The sequence below is a fragment of the Acidocella sp. genome (assembly GCF_035535915.1).
Lineage (GTDB): Bacteria > Pseudomonadota > Alphaproteobacteria > Acetobacterales > Acetobacteraceae > Acidocella.
Genome location: NZ_DATLPB010000118.1, coordinates 86,100 through 107,156, shown reverse-complemented (window position 1 = coordinate 107,156; position 21,057 = coordinate 86,100). Strand labels below are relative to the sequence as shown.

Annotated in this window: 18 protein-coding genes and 1 other RNA gene; 17 read left to right on the top strand and 2 right to left on the bottom strand. The window is 67.2% G+C overall.

All coding sequences use genetic code 11. From position 1 onward, the window contains the following. Positions 1–66: 66 nt before the first annotated feature. The gene (locus tag VNC39_RS15970) at positions 67–2,811 is read right to left on the bottom strand and encodes an AsmA-like C-terminal region-containing protein (RefSeq protein WP_325400644.1); all 2,745 of its coding nucleotides are present in this window, start codon (positions 2,809–2,811) and stop codon (positions 67–69) included. Then, entirely contained in the window at positions 2,808–2,936 is a 129-nt protein-coding gene (locus tag VNC39_RS15965) for a hypothetical protein (protein WP_325400643.1), read from the bottom strand. Before VNC39_RS15965 ends, VNC39_RS15970 begins: the two co-directional genes overlap by 4 nt. 69 nt (positions 2,937–3,005) lie before the next feature. On the opposite strand from VNC39_RS15965, the gene VNC39_RS15960 reads away from it, so the two are divergent. The 17 genes from VNC39_RS15960 to VNC39_RS15880 all read left to right on the top strand — a co-directional run bounded on the left by VNC39_RS15960 (position 3,006) and on the right by VNC39_RS15880 (position 21,046). Continuing rightward, on the top strand, positions 3,006–3,776 hold the full coding sequence (locus VNC39_RS15960; RefSeq protein WP_325400642.1) for a TerB family tellurite resistance protein: 771 nt from the start codon (positions 3,006–3,008) through the stop codon (positions 3,774–3,776). Positions 3,777–3,837: 61 nt separating this feature from the next. Then, positions 3,838–4,455, top strand: a complete 618-nt coding sequence (locus VNC39_RS15955; RefSeq protein WP_408840917.1) for an N-acetylmuramoyl-L-alanine amidase — start codon at positions 3,838–3,840, stop codon at positions 4,453–4,455. Positions 4,456–4,489: 34 nt separating this feature from the next. Next, an RNA gene (gene rnpB, locus VNC39_RS15950) (RNase P RNA component class A) lies at positions 4,490–4,882 on the top strand. Positions 4,883–5,274: 392 nt separating this feature from the next. Continuing rightward, complete coding sequence (locus VNC39_RS15945; protein WP_325400640.1) at positions 5,275–5,721, top strand: division/cell wall cluster transcriptional repressor MraZ; 447 nt, start codon at positions 5,275–5,277, stop codon at positions 5,719–5,721. Next, positions 5,718–6,653, top strand: coding sequence for a 16S rRNA (cytosine(1402)-N(4))-methyltransferase RsmH (rsmH, locus tag VNC39_RS15940; RefSeq protein WP_325400639.1), 936 nt, complete (start codon positions 5,718–5,720; stop codon positions 6,651–6,653). Before VNC39_RS15945 ends, rsmH begins: the two co-directional genes overlap by 4 nt. Continuing rightward, positions 6,650–7,513: a cell division protein FtsL gene (gene ftsL, locus VNC39_RS15935; RefSeq protein ID WP_325400638.1), complete on the top strand. Its 864-nt coding sequence runs from the start codon at positions 6,650–6,652 to the stop codon at positions 7,511–7,513. Before rsmH ends, ftsL begins: the two co-directional genes overlap by 4 nt. After that, positions 7,510–9,567: a peptidoglycan D,D-transpeptidase FtsI family protein gene (locus VNC39_RS15930; protein WP_325400637.1), complete on the top strand. Its 2,058-nt coding sequence runs from the start codon at positions 7,510–7,512 to the stop codon at positions 9,565–9,567. The genes ftsL and VNC39_RS15930 overlap by 4 nt, the downstream gene beginning before the upstream one ends. Further along, positions 9,548–10,936 carry a UDP-N-acetylmuramoyl-L-alanyl-D-glutamate--2,6-diaminopimelate ligase gene (locus tag VNC39_RS15925; RefSeq protein WP_325400636.1) on the top strand — a complete coding sequence of 463 codons (1,389 nt, stop codon included), beginning with the start codon at positions 9,548–9,550 and terminating at the stop codon, positions 10,934–10,936. Before VNC39_RS15930 ends, VNC39_RS15925 begins: the two co-directional genes overlap by 20 nt. After that, complete coding sequence (locus VNC39_RS15920) at positions 10,933–12,279, top strand: UDP-N-acetylmuramoyl-tripeptide--D-alanyl-D-alanine ligase (protein WP_408840905.1); 1,347 nt, start codon at positions 10,933–10,935, stop codon at positions 12,277–12,279. The genes VNC39_RS15925 and VNC39_RS15920 overlap by 4 nt, the downstream gene beginning before the upstream one ends. Beyond that, positions 12,279–13,367, top strand: coding sequence for a phospho-N-acetylmuramoyl-pentapeptide-transferase (gene mraY, locus VNC39_RS15915; protein ID WP_325400635.1), 1,089 nt, complete (start codon positions 12,279–12,281; stop codon positions 13,365–13,367). Before VNC39_RS15920 ends, mraY begins: the two co-directional genes overlap by 1 nt. After that, on the top strand, positions 13,364–14,668 hold the full coding sequence (gene murD / locus VNC39_RS15910; protein WP_325400634.1) for a UDP-N-acetylmuramoyl-L-alanine--D-glutamate ligase: 1,305 nt from the start codon (positions 13,364–13,366) through the stop codon (positions 14,666–14,668). Before mraY ends, murD begins: the two co-directional genes overlap by 4 nt. Continuing rightward, positions 14,665–15,789, top strand: a complete 1,125-nt coding sequence (locus VNC39_RS15905) for an FtsW/RodA/SpoVE family cell cycle protein (protein WP_325400633.1) — start codon at positions 14,665–14,667, stop codon at positions 15,787–15,789. The genes murD and VNC39_RS15905 overlap by 4 nt, the downstream gene beginning before the upstream one ends. Further along, positions 15,786–16,901, top strand: coding sequence for an undecaprenyldiphospho-muramoylpentapeptide beta-N-acetylglucosaminyltransferase (gene murG, locus VNC39_RS15900; RefSeq protein WP_325400632.1), 1,116 nt, complete (start codon positions 15,786–15,788; stop codon positions 16,899–16,901). The genes VNC39_RS15905 and murG overlap by 4 nt, the downstream gene beginning before the upstream one ends. Further along, entirely contained in the window at positions 16,898–18,319 is a 1,422-nt protein-coding gene (gene murC, locus VNC39_RS15895; RefSeq protein WP_325400631.1) for a UDP-N-acetylmuramate--L-alanine ligase, read from the top strand. Before murG ends, murC begins: the two co-directional genes overlap by 4 nt. Further along, positions 18,316–19,203: a UDP-N-acetylmuramate dehydrogenase gene (gene murB / locus VNC39_RS15890; RefSeq protein WP_325400630.1), complete on the top strand. Its 888-nt coding sequence runs from the start codon at positions 18,316–18,318 to the stop codon at positions 19,201–19,203. The genes murC and murB overlap by 4 nt, the downstream gene beginning before the upstream one ends. Then, positions 19,200–20,105: a D-alanine--D-alanine ligase gene (locus VNC39_RS15885; RefSeq protein WP_325400629.1), complete on the top strand. Its 906-nt coding sequence runs from the start codon at positions 19,200–19,202 to the stop codon at positions 20,103–20,105. The genes murB and VNC39_RS15885 overlap by 4 nt, the downstream gene beginning before the upstream one ends. Beyond that, positions 20,093–21,046 carry a cell division protein FtsQ/DivIB gene (locus VNC39_RS15880; protein WP_325400628.1) on the top strand — a complete coding sequence of 318 codons (954 nt, stop codon included), beginning with the start codon at positions 20,093–20,095 and terminating at the stop codon, positions 21,044–21,046. The genes VNC39_RS15885 and VNC39_RS15880 overlap by 13 nt, the downstream gene beginning before the upstream one ends. Positions 21,047–21,057: the final 11 nt, after the last annotated feature.

The window sequence follows — 21,057 nt, the reverse complement described above, 5'->3', positions numbered from 1 at the left end:
CGGCCCAGCGTAACCAGAAGTTTTTGCGCCGCTTTTTTCAAAAAGCGGCTGCTTTCTTCCCTTCCTTCACTTGGCCGGCTGCCAGCCCCGAATGGCGCGCAAATGCGGATATTGCTTGGCTTCGCGCCAACTGCCGAGGATCGTGTTGTCGATCGTCAGCGGTGGGGTGACGTCGGGTTGCAGGCTGAGCCGCAGCGCCACATCATGATCGACCATGTCGGTGGTGCCCTCCATGGTCGCGGTGCCGGAAGATGTCGTGAGCCGGGCGGCGGTCACGCTGCCCTCACCGTTGGCGAAATTGGCCGATAACGCCAGAGTGTCGAAGGCGCTGGCGCCGGAGGTGATGGAAGCGCGCAGATGCGGGTGGCCGGGACTGTGCAGCGCCGTGACGAGCGCCGGCAGGTCGAAGCCGGTGATGTGGCCATTCGCGGCGGTCAGCGTCGCCGTCCCGGATAGGGTCGCCTTCCAGCTGTTCGGCGCGTAGCCGCTGGCGGTGAGATCGGCCGTGGCGGTCACGATGCCGTCAGGCAGCGTGAAGGGAAAGGTGATCGGCAGGTGGAGCTGGCTGGCGTCGAGCTTGGTGCCGGCGAATTTCAGTGCCAGGGACGGCGGGGCGCTGGCCGAGAGGCTGGCGGCGAAACTGCCGGCCAGGTTGCCGCCGGCAATGGCGGCGCGCGTCAATGTTCCCGCCAGGCTGTTCGCGCCCACGGTGATGGTGCCGTCGGCCGCGCCCAGGGCCGGCTGGCCGTTATAGAGCACGCGGTTGGCGGTGAATTTCAGCGTGCCGGGCGCCTGGGCGATGCCGGACCAGGGCAGCGTCATGAGTAGGCTGAGCGGTGGCAGGGCCAGCGTGTCGGCCTCGATATCGCCGGCGACGATGCCCTTGTCGCTGACCACATGGCCGTTGGCGGTCAGGTCGCCGAAGGACAGGTCGAAATCCGGCAGGCCGAATTGCTGCGGCGAGATCAGCATGCCCGCGCGGAGCGAGAGCGAGCCGGCGCCCGGCCAGGCGAGGCCGTGCGGGAGGTGAAGCAGGGCCGCCGCGGCGATGGCGTCGGGGTGGCGCAGCGTGACCGCACCGCTGGCGGTGCCGGCATTGAGATCGACGGTCGGCGCCGCGGTGAACGCGAAATCGCCAAGGGTGCCCACGGCGCTGGTGGCGAGCGCGCCGGGTGGCCCGTCGGCGGTTAAAGCGAGGTTGAGCGGGGGCTGCAGCAGAGCCAGGGGCGGATGCCAGGAGGACGGCAAAAGCATCGTGAGCGGGGCGGCGGAGGGCAGCGAGACAAAGCCATGGGCGCTGGTGACCTGGCCTTTGGCGTCGAGCGCCAGGCTGCCGGCGACCAGGCCGTTGAAAAGCCGGGCCGAGACCCGCCGGAGGTTCAGCCCATCACCGAGCGTGCCGTCCAGCAGCAGGTCGGTCAGCGGCACCGGTCCCAGCGTTGCCTTGGCGGCGGTGATCTGTGCCGCCGCGGAGAAGGCTGCATTGGGACGGCGGTTGAACCAGGTGAGCAGTGGCGTCAGGTCCAGCCGGTCGAACGCCAGCGCGCCGTCCGCATGATGACCGCGGATGACCAGGTCCCCGGTCACGTGGTCGCCGCTGATCTCTCCGTTGAGATGCTGCAGCACCAGCCTGTCCAGCGAGCCGGACAGGGCGGTGTTCAGCACGGCGCTGGTCCAGCCGTCCGGCGCCGGGACGCCGTAGCTGCTTAGCAAATCGGGCACGGAGGGAATTTCCAACCTCGCGTCGCCGCTGAGCGCGCCGTTCGCCGCGATCGTCACATCGCCCGTGAGCAGGCTGCCGCTCGCCAGGCTGGCTTGCACCCCGCGCGCCGAAACCGAGCCGGCCTTCGTTACAAGAGTGGCCTGGAAGGTCGGAAAATGCTGGCCGAAAGCGGTCACCTCGGTGGCGTTCAATGCGACCTTGAGCCGCGTGCCGGGCCAGAGCGCCGGCACGGTGGTCAGGACCGAGGCATTGAGATTCTGGCCGGTCAGCGTGGCGGTGAGTTGCGGGGTTGGGCGGAGGAACTGCAATTGCGCGGTGCCCGTGAGCCGCGCGGCGCCGGCCTCGATCTGCAGCGTGGTGGCGGTGAGCGCGTTGGCGTTGGCGTCAAGCTCGGCATTGACCATCACATGCGGGGTGTTGAGGCCGAGCTGGCCGGTGACTTCGCTGGCGCTGTTCACGGCGCCGAGGAATTGCGCGGTGACGTCGCCGCTGCTCGCGTCGACCCGCAGCGGCGCGATGCCCGTGACGCCGGTGCCGGCGAGCGTGAAGGTGAGGGACAGCGACCTGCCTTGCGTCATGCCGGTGCCGGAGACGGTGATGGCGCTTTCGGCGCCGGTGACGATCGAGGCGTTCACATCGTCGAGATGCACCTGGCCAAGCGTGATGGCGCCGTTTTGGATCTGCGCATGCAAGGCCGCGAGCCAGGGGGGCGGGGTGACGGCGGCGCTGCCGCCGTGCAATGGCCAGGGCAAGTCGATCTGCGGGGAGATCAGCGTGAGGTTGGTGGCGTGCAGCTGGCCGCGCAGCAAGGACGGCAGGGAAATGTCCAGAGTCAGGGTGCGCGCCCGGATCGTCTCCTCGTCAGGGCCGGTGATGGTGACGCGGTCGGCGACGAGTTGCGGCGCCGGCAGCAAAGCGAGCGACAGCTTGCCGTTGATCCGCACCTGGCGGCCGGTGAGCGAGGAGGCAAGCGCCTCGATCGTCCCGCGATGCGTGCTGGAGGCGACGAATCCGGGTAAGGCAAGAATGGCCGTCGCCAGCAGGATGGCAAGACCGAGGGGGATGAGCCAAAGAGTTCTTCTGCTCACGGGTGACCGACACCGCCGCCCGGCCCGGACGGCGCAATGGCCCGGCCGGCATTGTCGCGCGCGACAATGCCGATGCCAATGCCGCCGTGACCGATTGCGAATTGCCAGCCCATGAAACCTGCCATCGAACTCAGCCCCGTTGATGTCCGATTGTCGGTTTTGGTTCAAGGGTACGGCTATGTTAGGCTGAGGTGATGAGTTACTGGGGCAAAATCATCGGCGGTGTCGCGGGCTTTGCGGTGGGCGGGCCGGCGGGGGCGCTGTTCGGCGCGGCCTTGGGCCACGCGGCCGATGAAGGCGTGGTGAGCGGCATCGCCGCCAAGGCGCTGCCGTTCGAGGCGATGAAGATGGCGGCGCTGTTCGGGCGGCGCGACCAGATTTTTGCGGTCAGCGTGACGGTGCTGGCGGCCAAGCTCGCGAAATGCGACGGGCCGGTGACGCGCGCGGAGATCGACATGTTCAAGCGCAGCTTTTCGATCCCGGAATCCAGCGTCGCCGAGATCGGGCGGCTGTTCGACCGCGCCCGGGAATCGGCTACCGGTTACGAAAATTACGCGCTTCAGCTCGGCCAGGCCTTTGCCGACAACCGCATTTTGCTGGAACAGGTGCTGGCTGGTTTGTACCAGATCGCCCGTGCCGACGGTCCGGTGAACGCAGATGAGGAGGAGTTTCTGAACCGGGTGGCGCGGCGCTTCCGGCTCGATGACGTGGCCTCCGGCCGGGCCGAGCACGGGACCGCGGCACCACACGCCCAGGCGGCCGACGATGCGTATGCGGTGCTGGGGCTCGACCGGAAGGCCGGCGACGACGCGGTGCGGGCCCGCTGGAAATCGTTGATGCGCGAGAACCATCCCGACAGCCTGGCCTCGCGCGGCGTGCCGCAGGCGATGATCGACGCCGCCTCCGACCGCGTGGCGCGGATCAACGCCGCCTATGACAAGGTCAAGCGTGAACGCAAACTCTGACGTGCCGGCTGTGATCCGCCGTGCCTCCCCGAATTTTGATGCGCGGCCGGGCGGCGTGGATATGCTGGTGCTGCATTATACCGGCATGCAGAGCGCCGAGGCGGCGCTGGCGCGGTTGTGCGACGGGGCGGCAAAAGTTTCGTCGCATTATGTGGTGGATGAGGATGGGGCCATCTATGAGCTGGTCGCGGCGCAAAATCGCGCCTGGCACGCCGGGGTAAGCTTCTGGCGTGGCGCCACAGGGCTGAACGACCGGTCGATCGGCATCGAGATCGTCAACCCAGGCCACGAATTCGGCTATCGGCCTTTTCCGCCGGCCCAGATGCAGGCGGTGCGCGCGCTCTGTCAGGGCATTCTGGCGCGCTGGCCGGGCATCACCGCGCGCAACGTGGTGGCGCATTCCGACATTGCGCCGAACCGCAAGCAGGATCCCGGCGAGCTGTTCGATTGGCGCGGGCTGGCCGCTTCGGGGATCGGGCTGTGGACCGATAATTTTGGTCCGCCCGGCGATCTGCGGGCAGATTTGGCGGTGATCGGGTATGACGTGGAGCTGGCGGAAGCCGATGTCATCACCGCCTTTCAGCGGCACTTCCTGCCCGACCATCTGACCGGTGTGGCGGACGAACATACCGCCGGGCGGGCGGCTGCGGTGCGGGCCCTACTTGATCCGAAGCATTGACCAAAGCTGAATGAAGGTGCAGGGGAGCAGAAATCCAGACGGCTGGACGGCCGCTGGCGGGGTGCGAACCCTGCTGGAGGAAAGTCCGGGCTCCACGGAAATACGGTGCCGGCTAACCGCCGGCGGGGGCGACCCCAGGGACAGTGCCACAGAAAACAAACCGCCACAGGTTCGCCTGCGGCAAGGGTGAAACGGTGCGGTAAGAGCGCACCGCGGCCCTGGTGACAGGGCTGGCAGGGTAAACCCCACCGGGAGCAAGACCGAATAGGGGCGGCCGGCGCCGTGCGGAAGCATGGGCGCGGGAGCATTTCCGATCCGCCGCCCGGGTTGGTCGCGCGAGGCGGGCCGCAAGGTCCGTCCCAGAGGAATGGCCGTCCAGCGCCGCTCGCGGCGTGGACAGAACCCGGCTTACAGGCCGTCTGGATCTTTCCGTATCGACGATGGACGCGTCAGGCGTCTTTCGAAGCGGCGTGTCATTGGCGCCGGATGATTTTAGAGCGGATCGCGCCGCGATCCGCTCTAAAATCTGAATCCGCCGTCAGATAAACAAGTTAGAGGGCGATTCAGACCTTAAATCGAACCATGGAGTGGTTCGATTTAAGGTCATCGCGCTCTAATGTGAAAACATCTCCATTCTTGCGAATTAGAACAAAACAAGAACACATCGCTTTGCGATTCCCCCGTTATTTGCAGGGAGTTTTCGTTCGACTCGATGGCGCAAAAAAGAGATTCCTTTTGACGCGGCGTCGTTGCCCATGCTAGTGGGGGGAAAACCCATGATTACCCATACAGTGGTGGAAGGCCCCGCGTCGCGTGCCAATGAGTCAGTTCTTCGGCAATCACGAGAATCGGCTTGATGCGAAGGGGCGGGTGTCCGTCCCGGCGCCGTTCCGTGCTGCCTTGAAAAGTGATCTCGGGACGATCGCGCTGATCCTGCGGCCTTCCTACATTTCAGGTTGCATCGAGGTCTGGCCGCGCGCGACCTATCAGGTCTGGCAGGAAAAGCTGGACCAGATGGATCGTTTCGATCCCGAGCGCGAAGCGCTGGCGACCTTGCTCTACAGCGAGGCCTGGGTGGTGGAGACCGACAAGGAAGGGCGCATCCTGATTCCCGGCGACCTGGTCGACTATGCCAATCTTAAAGACGCGGTGAATTTTCTCGGCCGCGGCGATCATTTTCATATCTGGGAGCCTCAGGCAGCCGCCGCGTTCCGCAAGGCCTCGCGCGCGCTGGCGCCGGGATTTGCGCCGAAGGTGCCGGCATGAGTGAATTTTCGCACATTCCCGTATTGCGCGATGAGGCGGTGCGGATGCTCGCGCCGACGGACGGTAAGCTCTATCTCGACGGCACGTTTGGCGGCGGCGGCTATGCGCGAGCGATTCTCGAATCGGCTGATTGCCGCTTGATCGCCGTCGATCGCGATCCGGCGGCGGTGGCGCGGGGCCGCGAGCTGGCCGCACAATATTCTGGTCGATTTCAGATTTATGAGGGGCGGATCAGCAGGATTGTTGATTTGCTCGGTGCCGCCGGGGTCACAACTCTGGATGGTGCGGTGTTCGATCTCGGAGTTTCGTCTTATCAGATCGACGATCCGGCGCGGGGGTTTTCGTTTCGTTACGATGGGCCGCTCGACATGCAGATGGGTGGTGCAGAAATTACCGCGGCGACGCTGGTAAACACTGTGTCCGAATCCGAACTCGCTGATATTTTGTACCAATTCGGAGAAGAGAAGGCGTCGCGCCGAATCGCCAAAGCGATTGTCGAGCGGCGCCGGCTGCAAAAATTTGCGACGACGGCCGATTTGGCCGCCGTGATACGGGGTGTCGTGAGAGCGGATAAGTCAGGTATCGACCCCGCGACCCGCAGCTTTCAGGCGCTGCGCATCGCGGTCAACGATGAGCTGGGCGATATCGCCGCCGGGCTGGCGCAGGCGGCTTCGCTGCTGGCGCCGGGCGGGCGGCTGGTGGTGGTGAGTTTCCATTCGCTGGAGGATCGGATCGTGAAGCGCTTTTTCGCGCAGGCGGCCGGGCGCATGCCCGGCGCGTCGCGGCATGACCCTGCCTCGCTGCAGGAAGAGTCGCGGCCGCAATTCAAATTGTTGACGCGCAACCCGGTGTTGCCGAGCGCGGCGGAGGTGAAGGCCAATCCGCGCGCGCGCAGCGCCAAGTTGCGGACGCTGGAAAGGCTCGCCGCATGATCCGTCCCTTAACCTTGATCAGCGCCGCCATGTTCGTGCTCTCAGGCGCGTATCTGTTCGCCGTGAAGCAGCACTCGCAGCTGCTGGAAGACAGGCTGGCGGCCGTAACGCAGGCGACGAGGCTCGATGAGCAGCGCGTCGTGGTGTTGCAGGCGCAATGGGCGCTGGAAGTCGATCCGTCGCGGCTGCAGCAGCTCGCCGCCAATTTCACCACGCTGCAGCCGATGAAGCCGAGCCAGATGGTGGCGTTGTCGCAGCTGGCCGGGGTGCTGCCGGCGCCGAACAGTCCGGCGCCGGAGAGCGGTCCTGCCGCACCGTCGGTGCCGCCCGCCGCCGATGCCGGGGTGGTGGCGCAAGCCGCGCCGCCGCCGGCCGAAATTCAGGCCGGTGGGAAGGTGCATCTCGCCAGCGCCGACCGGGTCGCGTCGCCGGCTGACGCCGTGCGCGCCGGCCGCGATGAAGTGGCGCGCCAGGAGGCGCCGTCAGAGATCGTGTCGCCGCTGGGCGCGCAGGTGCATCTGGTCAGTGCCGAGCTGGTTCAGCCGCCCGCCGATGCCGCGCGCCCGGTTCGCCATGCCCCGGTCTATGAGGCCGTGCGCCGCAGCTCGGCGCGGGAAACCATGCCGCGCAAACGGCCGGTCCATGCGGTGCTGCGCCGTGAGGTGCCGGCAGAGCATAACGCCCCGTCGCATATCTACATGGCCCGCTCGACCTACACGCCTGTGCCGGAGGCGCCGATGGGCGCGCGGGTCCTGCCGGCGCGCGTGGTTGCGGAGGCGACACCGCCGCTGCCACCCTCGATGTCGGATGGGGGCGGTTCGATGCTCGGCATGGCGCAATCTTCCGGAAACAATAATTGACATTAACGCTCAAGCCCGGACCGGAACCGCCCGCCCGCCGCCCTGGTGCGCCGGCGCGCGGGGCCGTGCCGCGCATAGAGCATGTACGCGCCACCGCGCCACTGCCGCCGGCGGTTCTGGAGAAGACCCGCGTCCGTCTGCTGATGGGCGTACTCGGCTTTTGCGGCTTGTTCGCCGTGCTGACGCTGCGCCTGGTCTACACCACGGTGATCCACCCGGTTTTGCCGCCGCCGGAAGTCCTGCGGGCCTTGCAGCCGCAGCTGGCCATCACGCCGCCGCCGCCTGACCGCGCCGATATCGTCGACCGCAACGGCACGATCCTGGCCGTCTCGCTGCCCGGGGCGGAGCTCTATGCCGATCCGCGCCAGGTCACCGACCCGCAGCAGGCGGCGGAAAAGCTTGCCGCCGTGCTGCCGGGGCTGGACGTGGCGGTCACCGAGCACCGGCTCGCCTCGGGCAAGGACTTCGTCTATCTCGATCGCCAGCTCACCCCGCCCGAAGAGCTGGGGGTGAATACCCTCGGCATTCCCGGCGTGTATTTCGAGAACACCGAGACGCGGCATTACCCGGACGGCAATCTCGCCGCGCATATTCTGGGCGGAGTGGGGGTGGGCAATGTCGGCATTGCCGGGGTGGAGGAGTATTTCAACAAGCGCCTGACCGCCGATCCTACGCCGCTGCGGCTGTCGATCGACGCCGGCATCCAGAGCATCGTGCATGACGAACTGGCCGCCGCGGTCAAGGAATTCCAGTCGCCCGGGGGCTGCGCGATCGTGATGAACGCGAAGACCGGCGAGGTTTTGGCGATGGCCAGCGTGCCGGACTACGACGCCAACGATATCGGTACGGCCAATGCCAACGGCCAGTTCAACCGGTGCGTGAACGGTGTCTATGAGCCGGGCAGCGTGTTCAAGCTGCAGACTTTGTCGATGGCACTGGATTCCGGCCTGGTTCATTACTGGGATTATTTCGACACCACGCACCCGCTGCGCGTCGGGCATTTTTACATTCGCGATTTCGAGCCGGCGCATGTATGGATGGCGATGCCGCAGATCCTCAACGTGTCGTCGAACATCGGTGCATCGCGTATCGCCGCGATCCTCGGGCCGAAGATCGAGCAGACCTGGTACGCCAAGATGGGCTTTCTCAAGCCGGTGGATGTGCAATTGCCGGGACCGCCCCGGCCGCAATATCCCGCCTTCAACAATTGGGGCCTGGCAGCGACGATGACCGTGTCGTTCGGCGGTGGCATCGCGGTCAGCCCGTTGCAGCTGGTCGCGGGCGTGGTGCCGATCGTGAACGGCGGCATTCTCTATAAGCCGACGCTGCTGGCGGTGAACCCGAACGGGCCCCCGCCGGTGGGCGTGCGCGTGATGAAACAGACCACCTCGGACATCATGCGTCGGATGATGACCAACGTCGTGAACGGGGGGACCGGCGTCTATGCCGCGGTGCCGGGCTATGTCGTCGGCGGCAAGACCGGCACCGCGCAGGTGGTCGGGCCGAACGGGCGTTACCTGCAGCACACCAACAACGCCTCCTTCATGGCCGCATTCCCGATGCAGGACCCGCAATATGTGGTCTACACGCTGGTGCTGCAGCCCAAACCCGACGCGTCCACGCATGGTTTTACCACCGGCGGCTATATCGCCGCGCCCACGGTCGGGCATATCATCGCCCGCATCGGGCCGAAGCTCGGCATCATGCCGTTGAGCGGCACGGACCTGGCGACGGAGACCGCTTCGCTGACCATCCCGCTGCAGCCGACCGCGCCGCCCGGCCAGGTCGGGCTCGGGCCAAACAATCCGTTGCCGCCGGGCGCGAATGCCTTCGCTTATTTAATGATGGGGATGAAGCCGCCAGGCATGGACGACACGGCGCCGGACCGGCTATCCGACCGGCGGGCGGCGCAGAAGGCGGCGGTGCTGCCCGCCGCCTCGCCCATGGCGAAGCGGGCCGCGAGACCGGTCGCGGAACCGGTGTTGCCGGCAATCAGCAGCCATATTGTGACGGAGCGGGCGCTGCCTGCGGATAATGAGCTTGCGGAGCGGTGAGTTGAACGGGGTACGAGGCATCACGGCGGATAGTCGGGCGGTTCAGCCGGGCTATATGTTCGCAGCGTTGCCTGGTGCCAAGGCGGACGGACGGCGGTTCATCGCGGACGCGGTGGCGCGGGGCGCGGTGGCCGTGCTGGCGCCGGAAGGAACCGTGTGGCCGCCCGGCGTGCCGCCGCGCCCGCTGCTCTGCACCGCCTCACCGCGCGAGAAGCTCGCGCAATTCGCGGTCGAGCTGGCGGGCCGGCTGCCCGAACGGCTGGCCGCCGTCACCGGCACCAACGGCAAAACCAGCACTGTGGATTTTTTGCGGCAGATCCTCTGCCACGCGGGCCGGCGCGCCGCGTCGCTCGGCACGCTGGGCGTGGTTGCCGCGGGCCTGCCGGTGGTGGACTCCCTGACCACGCCCGATCCGGTCACGCTGGCCAATACGCTGGCGATGCTGGCGCGCGAGGGCTTCACCGATGCGGCGCTGGAAGCCTCGTCGCACGGCATCGAGCAGAGCCGGCTGGACGGCCTGAGCTTCGCCGCCGCCGGGTTCACCAACCTGACGCGCGATCATCTCGATTATCACGGCTCGATGGAAGCCTACCGGGCGGCGAAATTGCGGCTGTTCGCGGGATTGCTGAAGCGCGGCGCGGCTGTGCGGGCAATGGCCGACCTCGAGCCGGTGACGCTGGGCATGTTGCGCGAGATTGCGCTCAAGCGTGGCCTGGATTTTCGCGCGGTCAGCGTCGGGCATGTCGCGACGCTGCCCTCCGGGCAGGAGATCCGCGTCGACGGGCGCGACGTATCGCTGCCTTTGCCCGGAAAATTCCAGGCGGATAACGCCGTGCTCGCGGCGAGCCTGGCGGAGGCGCTGGGCGTGCCGGACGCGCTGTCGTTCCTGCCAAGGCTGGTGGGCGTGCGGGGCCGCCTGGAGCGCGCTTTGGTGCTGCCCAACGGCGCCACCGCTTATGTCGATTACGCGCACACCCCCGATGCAATCGCCCGTGTGCTGAGCGCGCTGCGCCCGCACGCCACGGGGAGGCTGGTCATCGTGTTCGGCGCCGGCGGCGATCGGGATGCCGGCAAGCGGCCGCTGATGGGCGAGGCGGCCGTCGCCGGGGCGGATCGCGTGATTGTGACCGACGATAATCCGCGCAGCGAGGAGCCGGCACGCATCCGCGCGGCGATTTTGGCGGCCGCCCCCGGCGCGGTCGAGATCGGCGACCGGCGCGCGGCGATTGCCGCCGGCCTCGGCGAATTGCGCGCGGGCGACGTGCTGGTGGTCGCAGGCAAGGGGCACGAACAGGGGCAGACGGCCGGCGGGGTGACGATCCCGTTCGATGACGCCAGCGTGCTGCGTGAGCTGGGCGGTGCGGCGTGACCATGTTGTGGGAGGGGGATGAGCTCGCCCGGGCGGTCGGCGCGGCGTCCTCCGGTTTTGCCGTCAGCGGCATCAGCATCGATACGCGCACGGTCAAGCCGGGCGATTTGTTCGTGGCGCTGCAAGGCGCGCGCGATGGGCATGATTTCGTCGCCGAGGCTCTGGCCAAGGGGGCGGCGGGCGCGCTGGTCTCCAAGCCGATGTCGGGCAATGTGCTGGTGGTGGAAGACACGCTGGCGGCGCTGCGGCGGCTGGGCGCGGCGGCGCGGGCGCGGACAAGCGCGCGCATCGTCGCGGTGACGGGCAGCGTCGGCAAGACCACGACCAAGGAGATGCTGCGCCGCACTTTGGGAGGGTTCGGCGTCGTGCATGCCGCGGAGGCGAGCTTCAACAACCATATCGGCGTGCCGCTGACCCTGGCGCGGATGCCGCGCGACGTTGATTTCGCGGTGTTCGAAATCGGCACGAACCATCCGGGCGAGATCGCGCCGCTGGCCGCTCTGGTGCGGCCGCAGGTGGCCATCATTACCTGCGTGGACCGCGCGCATCTCGGGCTGATGGGCTCGGAAGCGGCGATTGCCGTGGAAAAGGCCTCGATCTTCACCGCCCTCGCGCCGGGCGGCACGGCCGTGCTGCCGGCGGATACGGTTCATGATGCGGTCTTGCGCGCCGCCGTCCCGGCGGGCGCGCGGATTGTCGCGTTCGGCGAGCAAGGCGCGGCGCGGCTGATGGCGGTCGAGAGCCGTGCCGAATCCTGCGCCGTGCAGGCGGAAATCGGCGGTGAGCGCGTGGCTTTTTCGCTGGCGGCGCCGGGGGCGCATATGGCGCGCAACGCGGTTGCGGTGCTGGCGGCGGCTTCCGCGTTGGGGCTGCCGGTGGCCCCGGCTGCGGCGGCGCTGGACGGTTTCGCGCCCTATGCCGGACGCGGCGCGCGGCGGGACATGGCGTTGCCGGATGGTGCCAGAATTTTGCTGTTGGATGAAAGCTACAACGCCTCCGGCGCCTCGATGCGGGCGGCGCTGGCGGTGCTGGCGCTGCAGCCGGGCCGCCATGTGGCGGTGCTGGGCGACATGCTGGAGCTGGGCGACGCGGCGGCGGCCGAGCATGAGGGGCTGCGGCCGGACGTTCTGGCCGGCGCGGACCTGGTTTTTACCTGCGGAGAGATGATGAGGCGTTTGTTCGACACCCTGCCGGCGGCGCAACGGGGAGGGCATGAAGAAGCCGCATCCGATTTGGCGCCGCTGGTGATGGAAGCGTTGCGGCAGGGCGATGCGGTTCTGGTGAAAGGCAGCTATGGCAGCCGGATGCGCGATGTGATCGCGGTGCTTGAGGGGCGCGGCTGATGCTCTACGCGCTGCTCCTGCCGCTGGCCGGCCATATCCATGTCTTCAACCTGTTCCGTTACATCACGTTCCGGGCCGGCGGAGCCTGCCTGACGGCTTTGGTCCTCAGCTTCTGGGCCGGGCCGAAGCTGATCCGCTTTCTCAAATCCATGCAGCGGCATGGCCAGCCGATCCGCCTGGACGGGCCGGAGCGGCATCTGATCGAGAAAAAAGGCACGCCGACCATGGGCGGCGTGCTGATCCTGCTGGCTTTGGGCGTGTCCACGCTGCTCTGGGCGGATTTGTGGAATGGCTATGTCTGGGCGGTGCTGCTGGTCACGCTCGGCTACGGCGCCATCGGCTTCGCGGACGATTTTCTCAAGCTCACAAGGCGCAACACCAAGGGCGTGTCCGGCCGCGTGAAATTATGGGCGCAGGCGGCGATCGGCCTGGTGGCGGCGGTGTGGATGACGCGGTTGATGCCGCATCCGCTCGGCACCGAACTCGCCGTGCCGGTATTCAAGAGCCTGATGATCTCCTTCGGCCTGCTGTTCCCGCTGGTGGCGATGTTCGTGATGATGGGTGCGTCCAACGCGGTGAACCTCACCGACGGGCTGGACGGGCTGGCGATCGTGCCGACGATGATCGCCTCCGGCGTGTTCGGGGTGATCGCCTATCTGGTCGGCAACCATATTTTCGCCGGTTATCTGCAGCTGAATTTCATTCCCGGCACCGGCGAGCTGGCGGTGTTCCTCTCCGCGCTGATCGGCGCCGGGCTCGGCTTTTTATGGTTCAACGCGCCGCCGGCGGCGGTATTCATGGGCGATACCGGCTCGCTCTCGCTGGGCGGCGCGTTGGGCGCGGTGGCGGTCGCGACCAAGAACGAGATCGTGCTGGCGATCGTCGGCGGCCTGTTCGTGGTCGAAACCGTGTCGGTGATCGTGCAGGTGTTCTGGTTCAAGCGCACCGGACGGCGGGTGTTCCTGATGGCGCCGCTGCACCATCATTTCGAGAAGAAAGGCTGGGCTGAGCCGACGATCGTGATTCGCTTCTGGATCGTGGCGATGATTCTGGGGCTGGTGGGGCTTGCCACTTTGAAAATACGATGAATTTCGCGCCGGTCTTCGCGGGGCAGCGTTTCGCCGTACTCGGCCTGGGGCGGGCCGGGTTGCCGGCGGCATGGGCGCTGCGCGAGATGGGCGCGGACATCTTTGTCTGGGACGATTCGGCCTCGGCGCGCGAGGCGGCCGGGGCTGAAGGTTTCACGATCACGTGTCCCTCGGAGGTTGCGGGCCGGCTCGACGGGCTGGTGCTCTCCCCGGGCATTCCCCACAAATTGCCCAAGCCGCACGAGCAGGCGGCCTGGGCCGTGGCACACGGCGTACCTGTATTCACCGATGCGGAATTGCTGTACCGCGCCGTGCGCGGCAGTGGGTCACGCGCGAAATTCGCCGGCATCACCGGCACCAACGGCAAATCCACCACCACCGCGCTGCTGGCGCATATCTGCGCCGTTGCGGGGGTTCCGCACGCAGCCGGCGCCAATCTCGGCCCGGCGGCCCTGAGCCTGCCGTTGCTGCCCGATCACGGCGTGTATGTTCTGGAAATGTCCAGCTACATGTTGGAGCGAATCGTCACACTCCGCTTCGATGCCGCGGCAATGCTCAATCTCTCCCCGGATCATCTGGACCGCCATGGCGACATGGCAGGCTACGCAGCCGCGAAGCGGGAGATTTTTGCCCGCCAGACGGCAGGCGACGTGGCGGTGGTCGGCATCGATGACGCGCCGTCGCGGCAGATGGCGGCCTGGTTGCGCGGGCGGCCCGCGCGCGTGGTCGAGATTTCCGGCAAAAATTTCGAGGTACATGGCGCGAAGGCGCTGCCCGGCGCCCATAATGCGCAGAACGCCGCCGCTGCCGCCGCGCTGGCCAAGGCACTCGGCATTCCCGACGCGGCGATCGCGGAAGGGATCAAAACCTATCCCGGCCTGCCGCACCGGCAGCAGCAAGTGGCGGTGGTGCAAGGCGTGCGCTTCATCAATGACAGCAAGGCGACCAATGCCGATGCCGCGTCGCGCGCCATGGAATGTTACGACCGCTTCGTGTGGATCGCCGGCGGCGTCGGCAAGGCGGGCGGCATCGAGGAGCTTGCGCCGCTTTTCCCGCGTGTCGCGAAGGCATTTCTGATCGGCCGGGACGCGGAAATTTTCGCCGCGACCCTGGCGCGCCACGGCGTGGCGCACGAAATCGTGCGGACTTTGGACGCCGCCGTAACGGCCTCTTTCGCCCTGGCCCGCACCGAGGGTGTTCAGGACATCCTGTTCTCGCCGGCTGCCGCCAGTTTCGACCAGTTCCAGAATTTTGAGCAGCGGGGCGCGCATTTCGCCGAGCTTGCGCGGGAGCTCGCATGATGCCCGCTCTGTCACGCGCTGATACCTCGATCCTCGGCCGCTGGTGGTGGAGCGTCGACCGCGTCACGCTGCTGGCGCTCGCGGCGTTGATCGCCATCGGTTACGTGCTGGCGCTGGCCGCCATGCCCGGCATGACCATGCGCTTTTCATCGCCCGATACGCAGGCGATGATCCGGCAGATTTTGTTCCTGGCGCTGGGCGGGGGGGTGATGCTGGCGCTGTCGATGCTCTCGTTGCGGCAGGTGAAACTCGCCGCACTCGGGCTTGGCATTCTGTTCTTCCTGCTCACCGCCTTCACGCTGGTGCATGGCGTCGAGGTGGATGGCGCGCATCGCTGGATCTCGCTGCCGGGCTTCACCCTGCAGCCGAGCGAGCTGCTGCGCCCGGGCTTCATCGTCATTTCCGCCTGGCTGATCGCCGAATCGCGCCGCACGCCGGGCTTTCCCGGCAAGCGCGCGGCGCTCGGCGTGTTCCTGCTCGTCGCCTTCGTGCTGCGGGCGCAGCCGGATATCGGCATGACCTTCCTGTTCACGCTTGTCGTGTTCGTGCAGTTCTATCTCGACGGGATCGACCTCAAATGGGTCTGGTTGGCGGCGCTTGCGGTGGTGGTCGCCTCCCTCGCCGCGTTCCTGTTCATCAGCCACGTGCATAGCCGCGTGATGCTGTTTCTTCACCCGACCAAGAACTCCGCCTATCAGGCGCTGACCGCGCTTTCCGCGTTCGGTAATGGCGGGCTGTTCGGGCGCGGGCCGGGCGAGGGGCAGGTGAAGCAATATCTGCCGGATGCGCGGGCGGATTTCGTCTTCGCGGTGGCCGGCGAGGAATTCGGCCTGTTGTTCTGCGCTTTCATCATTCTCGTCTTCGCCTGCATCGTGGTGCGCGCGATGCTGCGCCTGTTGCAGGAGCGCGATCCGTTCGTGCTGCTGGCGGCGGGCGGGCTGGTGGCCGGGTTCGGCCTGCAGGCGTTCGTGAACATGGCCTCGTCGATGTCGCTGATCCCGACCAAGGGCATGACCTTGCCGTTCATTTCCTATGGCGGCAGCTCCATACTTGGGATGTCCGTGCAGATGGGGTTCCTGCTCGCGCTGACGCGCAAACGGCATCAGGGCGAGCTGCTATGAAACCCTCGGCGCCAAAAACCATCGTCATCGCCGCCGGCGGCACCGGCGGGCATTTCTTCCCCGCGGAGGCGTTGGCCGCGGAGCTTCTGGCCCGTGGCGAGCGGGTGGTGCTGATGACCGATGCGCGGTCCGGCGGGTTGAATTCGCCGGTCTTTGCCCAGGCGGAGCGGCATGTGCTGGCCGGCGCGGGGCTCTCCGGGCGCAGCCTGAAACGGGCGCTCGCCGGGGCGGTGGCTTTGGCGCGCGGAATCATGCAGGCGCGCAGCATCATGCGGCAATTGCGCCCGGCGGCGGTGGTGGCGTTCGGCGGTTATCCGGCGGTGCCGCCCGTGCTCGCGGCGCGGCTGTTGGGCGCGCGCCCGAAACTGGTACTGCACGAGCAGAACGCGGTGCTCGGCCGCGCCAACCGGTTGCTGGCGCGCTGTGCCGATTTCCTGATCTTGAGTTTCGCGGAGACCAAGGCGGTGCCGGCGGGCATTGCGACGGGCGTGCTCGGCAACCCGGTGCGGCCGGCGATCGCGGCGCTGCACGCTCAGGGTTTCGTGCCGCCGGCGCAGCGGATCGAGTTGCTCGTTTTGGGCGGCTCGCTCGGCGCGAAGATTTTCGGTACGTTGGTCCCTGCCGCCCTGGCCTTGCTGCCGGCGGATTTGCGGGCGCGGCTGCATGTGGTGCAGCAATGCCGCCTGCAGGAACAGGACGAGGCGCGCGCCATTTTCGCGGCGGCGGGGATCGATGCCGAGCTCTCGCCGTTCTTTGCGGATGTCGAGGCGCGGCTGCGGTGCGCGCACCTGGTGATCGCCCGGGCCGGGGCTTCTACGGTGGCGGAGATCGCCGTGGTCGGGCGGCCGGCGATTTTTATTCCTCTGCCGACCGCGATCGACGATCATCAGCGCGCCAATGCCGAGGCGCTGGCTGAACAAAACGCCGCTTGGGTGGCGCCGCAGCCCGGATTGACGCCGCAGGGGCTCGCGGCACGGATTGAAAGCGTATTGATGGATACTGAGACTTTGAAAAAAGCGGCGGACCGTGCAGCACAGGCCGGGCGGCCGGATGCGGCGGTGCAACTGGCCGAGACGGTGCTGCGCATGGTCGGCGGGCAGGTGCGGCCATGAGGGCGCTGCCGCTTTCCATTGGCGCGATTCACTTCGTCGGCATCGGCGGCATCGGCATGTCCGGCATCGCCGAAGTGCTGCACGAGCTCGGCTACACGGTGCAAGGCAGCGACATGGCGGAAAACGCCAATGTGCAGCGGCTGCGCGAGGCCGGCATCCCCATCGCCATCGGCCATGATGCCGCGAATTTGCGCGATGCCCGCGTGGTGGTGATCTCCAGCGCCGTTCCGGCCGACAATCCAGAAGTGGTGGCGGCGCGGCGCAAGCTGATCCCGGTGGTGCGGCGTGCGGAAATGCTGGCCGAGCTGATGCGCCTGAAATGGGCCGTGGCGATCGGCGGCACGCATGGCAAGACCACTACCACCTCGCTCGTGGCGGCGGTGCTGGAAGGCGCGGGCTTCGACCCGACCGTGATCAATGGCGGCATCATCAACGCCTACGGCAGCAACACGCGGCTCGGGGCGGGCGACTGGATGGTGGTGGAGGCCGATGAATCCGACGGCAGTTTCCTGCGCCTGCCGGCGGTGATCACCATCGTCACCAACATGGACCCGGAGCATCTCGACCATTGGGGCTCGCGCGAGGCGATGGAAGCCGGCTACCGGCAATTCGTCGCCAACATCCCGTTCTACGGCTTCGCGGTTCTGTGCATCGACCATCCGGCGGTGCAGCAGATGATCCCGTTTTTGTCGGATCATCGTGTGATCACCTACGGGTTTTCGCCGCAGGCCGATGTGCGGGCGGAACGCATCATCTCGTCCAAGGATGGCGCGACGTTCGAAGTGCGGCTCTCCGACCGCATCTCCGGCCGGGCGCGGCGTTTGGGCCCGTTCCGGCTGCCGATGCTCGGCAACCATAATGTGCAGAACGCGCTGGCGGCGATCGCGGTGGCGCTGGAAATGGAGGTCGGCGAGGCGCAGATCAAGGCGTCGCTCGCCGGTTTCGCCGGCGTGAAGCGGCGTTTTACCAAGACGGGCGAGACCGGCGGCATTACCGTGATCGACGATTACGGCCATCATCCGGTGGAGATCGCCGCGGTGCTGAAGGCCGCGCGCCAGGCCGGCTCGCGCGATGTGGTGGCGGTGGTGCAGCCGCATCGCTACAGCCGCCTGCAAAGCCTGTTCGAGGAATTCTGCACCTGCATGAACGATGCCGGCACGGTGATCGTCGCCGACGTGTATGCGGCGGGTGAGGCGCCGATCGAGGGCGTGGACCGTGACGCGCTGGTCGAGGGCTTGCGCACGCGCGGGCATCGGTCCGTGGTGCCGCTGAACGATCCGGCGCATCTCGCGGAAATGGTGCATGCCATCGCGCGCCCGGGCGATTACGTCGTTTGCCTTGGCGCCGGCAACATCACCCATTGGGCCGCCGCCCTTCCCGGCGCGCTGCAGGCGCTGCAAGCGCAGGCGCGGCGATGATCACGCTGCCCGACATTCGTGGCCGGATCGCCAAGGATGCCGCTTTGGCGCCGGTCACCTGGTTTCGCGTCGGCGGGCCGGCGGAATTTCTGGTGCGCCCGGCCGATACCGAGGATTTGTGCGCGCTGATGCGGCAATTGCCGCTGGAAATGCCGGTCACGGCGATCGGCGCGGCGTCCAATCTGATTGTCCGGGACGGCGGCATCCAGGGCGTCGTGATCAAGCTGGCGCGTGGTTTCGGCGACATCGTGGTCGAGCCTGACGGGATCATTGCCGGGGCGGCTTCGCTCGATGTGACCGTCGCCGAGCAGGCGGCGGCATCTTGCCTGTCGGGTCTTGAATTTCTCTCCGGCATTCCGGGCACGATCGGCGGCGCGGTGGCGATGAATGCCGGGGCTTATGGCGGCGAGATCGCCGGGGTTTTGGACTGGGCCGAGCTCGTCACGCGTGCCGGAGATGTCGTGCGTGTGAATCCGGTCGAGCTCGGGCTTTCCTACCGCCATGCCGACTTGCCGCTGGATGCGGTGGTGGTACGCGCCCGGTTGCGCGCGCAGCCCGGCGATGCCACGGCGATTGCCGCGCGCATGCAGGAGATCAAGGCGCGCCGTGAGGCGACGCAGCCGGTGCGGGCGCGCACCGGCGGGTCCACGTTCGCCAACCCGCCGGGCATGAAGGCGTGGGAACTGATCGACGCGGCCGGTTGCCGGGGGCTGCGCCGCGGCAATGCGCAGGTTTCGGAATTGCATTGCAATTTTCTGCTGAATAACGGTGAAGCCACGGCCGGGGACCTGGAAGCGCTCGGCGAAGACGTGCGTGCGCGTGTCGAGCGGAGTTCGGGCGTGAAACTGCGGTGGGAAATCAAGCGAATTGGAGTGCCAGGATGACCCGCGTTGCGGTTTTGTATGGCGGCATGTCCGCCGAACGGGAAGTGAGTTTGACCTCGGGCGCGCAGGTGGTCGCCGCACTGCGCGGTCTGGGATTCGAAGTGTTGCCGGTGGATGTCACGGCGGATCTCGGCGCGCTGATCGCGGCGCTGACGCCAGCACCCGATGTGGTGTTCAACGCGCTGCACGGGCGCTTCGGCGAGGATGGCACGATTCAGGGCGTGCTGGATTATCTCGGCATTCCCTACACCCATTCCGGCGTGCGGGCCTCGGCGCTGGCGATGGACAAGGCGGCGGCGAAAGCAGTGTTCGCGGCGGCCGGATTGCCGGTGGCCCCGCACCGGATCATCGACGTCGCCGAACTCGCCGACCATGATCCGCTGCCGCTGCCTTATGTGGTGAAGCCGGTGAACGAGGGGTCCTCGGTCGGCGTGCATATCGTCCAGCCGGGCGATAACAGCCGCGCGAGAATCGTTGAGGAATGGCATTACGGCCCGGCGATGGCCGAGCTTTACGTGCCGGGACGCGAGCTCACCGTGGGCGTTCTGGAAGACCGCGCCCTGGCGGTGACGGAAATCCTGCCGGCGGAAAAATTCTACGATTATCACGCCAAATACGCCGCGGGCGGGTCGCGCCATGTGGTGCCGGCGCAGTTGCCCGCGGAGATCACGCAGCGCGCCAAGGAGATCGCGCTGGCGGCGCACCAGGCGCTGGGTTGCCGCGGCGCGTCCCGGGCGGATTTTCGTTATGACGAGGCCAGCGGCCGGCTCGTGTTGCTGGAGGTAAACACGCAGCCGGGCTTGACGCCGACCTCGCTGCTGCCCGAGCAGGCGGCCCATGTCGGCATGGACTTTCCGGCGCTCTGTGCCTGGATGGTGGAGAAGGCGGCATGCCGCGCCTGAACATCGACAGCGATGAGATGATCGAGGAGGCGCCCCGCCGGGCGCCGCGCGCGCGTGCGCGTGCGAAAAAAGCCGCGCCCGCGCAGGATCGTCTATCGTCGCGGGCGCTGTTCTTCCGGCGCCTGCGGCGCAGCCTGCGGCCCGGCCTCTGGCTGCTCGGCGCGCTTGTGGTGGTGGTCGTGATCGTCAAACTGGTGAGTTCGATCGTGTCGGCGCCGGAAATCAAAGCCGCCTCCGCCCCGCGCGGCTCAGGTGTTGCTTCGCTCGGTGCGGCGCTGGGGCTGCGGATTTCCGATGTGCAGATCAGCGGCGCCAAGGAAACGGACATGACGCTGCTGCGCCAGGCGATCGGCGTGCGCGAGGGCGAGCCCACGTTCGGGTTCTCGCTCGACGCCGTGCGCCAGCGCATCGAGCAGCTGGGCCCGGTGCAGACGGCGACGGTGGAGCGCGAACTGCCCGGAACACTTGTTGTCAGCATCACGGAACGCAACGCCTTCGCGATCTGGCAGGTCGGCGGCACCGACGGCCGGCCGCCGAGCTTCGAGCTGATTGACAAGCAGGGCAATGTCATCACCGACCAGAACGCGATCGCGGCGAAGCGGCGCGAGCCCTGGCTGCTGCTGCTGGTCGGCGCCGATGCGCCGCAAAACGCGCAGTCGCTGATGGATGAATTGCAGGGCGCGCCGAGCGTGCTTGCGCATGTGGTGGCCGCGGAGCGGGTGGACGGCTTGCGCTGGAACCTGGTGCTGAAAGACAAGACCGTGGTGAAATTGCCCGATGTGGGCGAGGCGGAGGCGATTGATCAGCTCGCGGGGTTGCAAACGAGCATGCAGCTGCTCGACCGTCCGGTGGAAGCGATCGATTTACGCATGCCTGGACGACTCGTTGTGAAACCGTATCCTGTGGCGAAGCCCGACTCGGGAAAGTCCCGGCACACATGAGGAGAGCGCTT

Coding starts and splice junctions, on each gene's coding strand:
- VNC39_RS15965 (WP_325400643.1), bottom strand. CDS start 2,936: ATGGCAGGTTTCATGGGCTGGCAATTCGCAATCGGTCACGGCGGCATT.
- VNC39_RS15960 (WP_325400642.1), top strand. CDS start 3,006: ATGAGTTACTGGGGCAAAATCATCGGCGGTGTCGCGGGCTTTGCGGTG.
- VNC39_RS15955 (WP_408840917.1), top strand. CDS start 3,838: ATGCTGGTGCTGCATTATACCGGCATGCAGAGCGCCGAGGCGGCGCTG.
- VNC39_RS15945 (WP_325400640.1), top strand. CDS start 5,275: ATGAGTCAGTTCTTCGGCAATCACGAGAATCGGCTTGATGCGAAGGGG.
- rsmH (WP_325400639.1), top strand. CDS start 5,718: ATGAGTGAATTTTCGCACATTCCCGTATTGCGCGATGAGGCGGTGCGG.
- ftsL (WP_325400638.1), top strand. CDS start 6,650: ATGATCCGTCCCTTAACCTTGATCAGCGCCGCCATGTTCGTGCTCTCA.
- VNC39_RS15925 (WP_325400636.1), top strand. CDS start 9,548: ATGAGCTTGCGGAGCGGTGAGTTGAACGGGGTACGAGGCATCACGGCG.
- mraY (WP_325400635.1), top strand. CDS start 12,279: ATGCTCTACGCGCTGCTCCTGCCGCTGGCCGGCCATATCCATGTCTTC.
- murD (WP_325400634.1), top strand. CDS start 13,364: ATGAATTTCGCGCCGGTCTTCGCGGGGCAGCGTTTCGCCGTACTCGGC.
- VNC39_RS15905 (WP_325400633.1), top strand. CDS start 14,665: ATGATGCCCGCTCTGTCACGCGCTGATACCTCGATCCTCGGCCGCTGG.
- murG (WP_325400632.1), top strand. CDS start 15,786: ATGAAACCCTCGGCGCCAAAAACCATCGTCATCGCCGCCGGCGGCACC.
- murC (WP_325400631.1), top strand. CDS start 16,898: ATGAGGGCGCTGCCGCTTTCCATTGGCGCGATTCACTTCGTCGGCATC.
- murB (WP_325400630.1), top strand. CDS start 18,316: ATGATCACGCTGCCCGACATTCGTGGCCGGATCGCCAAGGATGCCGCT.
- VNC39_RS15885 (WP_325400629.1), top strand. CDS start 19,200: ATGACCCGCGTTGCGGTTTTGTATGGCGGCATGTCCGCCGAACGGGAA.
- VNC39_RS15880 (WP_325400628.1), top strand. CDS start 20,093: ATGCCGCGCCTGAACATCGACAGCGATGAGATGATCGAGGAGGCGCCC.